The organism is Planctomycetota bacterium, assembly GCA_035384565.1.
Taxonomy (GTDB): Bacteria; Planctomycetota; PUPC01; order DSUN01; family DSUN01; genus DAOOIT01.
The window spans coordinates 1-2,052 of the sequence record DAOOIT010000155.1; the positions used below are offsets into that span (position 1 = coordinate 1).

Here is a 2,052-nt window from a genome sequence, read left to right on the forward strand (position 1 = left end):
TAATTCGCAACTGCGCATAAGCGCGGTTATGCGAAGCTTCGCATAACCGCGCCTTCAATGGATACCTTCACAGTGGACGCACAAAAGGCTATTGCCAATTCTGCCTCGCCCTGGCCGCGAAGGCGATCAACTCGCGTGGTGCCTCCAGCAAGCGGAGAAGGGCAAACGGCACGAGCGATAAGTACGACTTCCGGGTGTTCCTCCTGCACCTCGGGCTAATCGGCGACGAGTTCAAGACGTGTCGGAAGCACCTGCTTGCGAACCTCGCGGGCAGCGCGGCCTGGAAGAACGGCCGGCCGGCTCCGCGGCTCACGCCCACAACCCCCGACACAGCACCCAGCAGCCAAGCAGAAGAACACCCCGCACACCCAGCAGAAGGAGAACAGCCGTGCTGAGACTCACGCTGCGCGATGGCGAGGCATTCGAGGGCGAGACTGCCCTGGACCTCGTCCGTGCGATGAAGGGCGCCTCGATGTTCAGCGACGCGAAGGACGTGTTCCACTACATCGCAATCGCCCAGGACCGGCTCAGGGAGGTCGACGGCATCGCTCTTGCCGTGGCCGGTGAGAAGCTCGACGACCGGTGCGAGTCCTTCATCCGCGAGCTTGACCGCCTGGGCCTGGCGAAGCTCCACCGCCTCTCTGGGGCCGACCTCGACCAGGTGGAGTACATGGTCCGCGAGACGGCGAGGTTGCTCAACGCCGACGACTTGCCCGGCGCGTGGGAGTTCCTGCGCCCCAAGCTGCGCCTCACGCCAGACGAACTCGCGGAGCTGGACCGCCGTCTGGGACTCGATGCGAAGGAGGAGTAGTGAGATGTCGAAGGTGAAAGTGCCCAAAGCCGTGCTCGATGGCCTCGATGCCGTGCGCCGCTCCGGCTTGACGAACATGCTCGACCACCGTGTGGTTGCCCAGCTTGCAGAGGAGTTCGGCTTCGAGGAGGCGGCGCGGTGGGTCAAGGCTCAGCGCGCGCAATTCGCGGCCGGCATCTTCCAAGGCTTCGAGGCAGAGGAGGAGAAGTAGCATGTGCGGACTCACAGGTGTCATCCTCGGCCGCAAGCGCCGGAAACGCGACGAGTTGGTCACCATCCGGACTCTGTTCACCGGCCTGCTCCTGCTCAACCAGAAGCGAGGGCACCATGCGACGGGCATCGCCGTCCTCCGCAAGGACGGGTCCGCCGCCGTGCTCAAGCGCCCCATCGCTGCCTGCAGCCTGATCCAGGCCGAGAACTACTGGCACACCCTCCAGCTTGACAACGCGGTGACCGTTATCCTCGGCCACACGCGCTACAAGACGCAAGGCAGCGAGAGGAACAACGCCAACAACCACCCAATCCTCGTCGGCAACCGCGTGGCGGGGACCCACCAGGGTCACATCCGCAACGCTGACGCTCTCTTCCACGAGCTTGAGCTGCCCCGGGCCGCCGAAGTCGACTCCGAAGTGCTTTTCCGCATGGTGGAGCGAGCAAAGGACGACGAGGAACTCAAGACGCTCATCGCCCGATGCGAGGGCACCATCTCCGCTGCGTGGGTTCGGCGGGATGAGCCGGGCAGGGTCCGCCTCCTCAAAGGCGACATGCCCCTCGATGCGGCCTACGCGCGGCGCCTCGATGCCGTCTTCTACGCCAGCGAGGCCTGGATGCTCCCCTCCGTCCTCGCCCGCGAGCCGCACCGGATGCTCGACCTCGACCCATTCACCCTCTCGACCTTCGACGTCAGCAGCCTTCTCGACTTCACCCAGCAGGATGTGTTCTTCCTCTCCCCGATGCGATGGACCCTCTCACGAGATGAAGAATCCTGACGAGATTGTTCTTGACTTCCTGCTGCCCCGAAGCCCCTATGTTCACAACACACGTGGCCGAGCGGCCGCCGACGTGGCGGCCCGCCACAACCCAGCAGGGCACCCTCTTGAAAGGAGGACATGATGCCCGGCCAGTTGACCCTGAAGGATGCCGCACCGCAGTACCTCGAGCACCTGCGGGCGGCCGGGAAGAACGTGCACACCGTGAGGACGTATGGGAAGGCCCTCGAGGCCATCGCCGGCTTCTTCGGC

The 2,052-nt window shown here is 64.6% G+C and carries 3 protein-coding genes and 1 pseudogene; all 4 read left to right on the forward strand.

Annotated elements, in window-relative coordinates; translation table 11 throughout:
- Positions 1 to 65: 65 nt before the first annotated feature.
- A pseudogene (locus tag PLE19_24025) lies at positions 66 to 395 on the forward strand (amidoligase).
- A complete protein-coding gene (locus PLE19_24030) occupies positions 389 to 811 on the forward strand; it encodes a hypothetical protein (GenBank protein HPD18016.1) in 423 nt (140 codons plus the stop codon). Before PLE19_24025 ends, PLE19_24030 begins: the two are co-directional and overlap by 7 nt.
- Positions 812 to 815: 4 nt before the next feature.
- Positions 816 to 1,022: a DUF5049 domain-containing protein gene (locus PLE19_24035; GenBank protein ID HPD18017.1), complete on the forward strand. Its 207-nt coding sequence runs from the start codon at positions 816 to 818 to the stop codon at positions 1,020 to 1,022.
- Position 1,023: 1 nt separating this feature from the next.
- Positions 1,024 to 1,800 carry a glucosamine 6-phosphate synthetase gene (locus PLE19_24040; GenBank protein HPD18018.1) on the forward strand — a complete coding sequence of 259 codons (777 nt, stop codon included), beginning with the start codon at positions 1,024 to 1,026 and terminating at the stop codon, positions 1,798 to 1,800.
- Positions 1,801 to 2,052: the final 252 nt, after the last annotated feature.

Bases quoted from the DNA above. Each gene is read 5' to 3' on its own strand.
- PLE19_24040 (HPD18018.1), top strand. From the start codon at position 1,024: ATGTGCGGACTCACAGGTGTCATCCTCGGCCGCAAGCGCCGGAAACGC.
- PLE19_24035 (HPD18017.1), top strand. From the start codon at position 816: ATGTCGAAGGTGAAAGTGCCCAAAGCCGTGCTCGATGGCCTCGATGCC.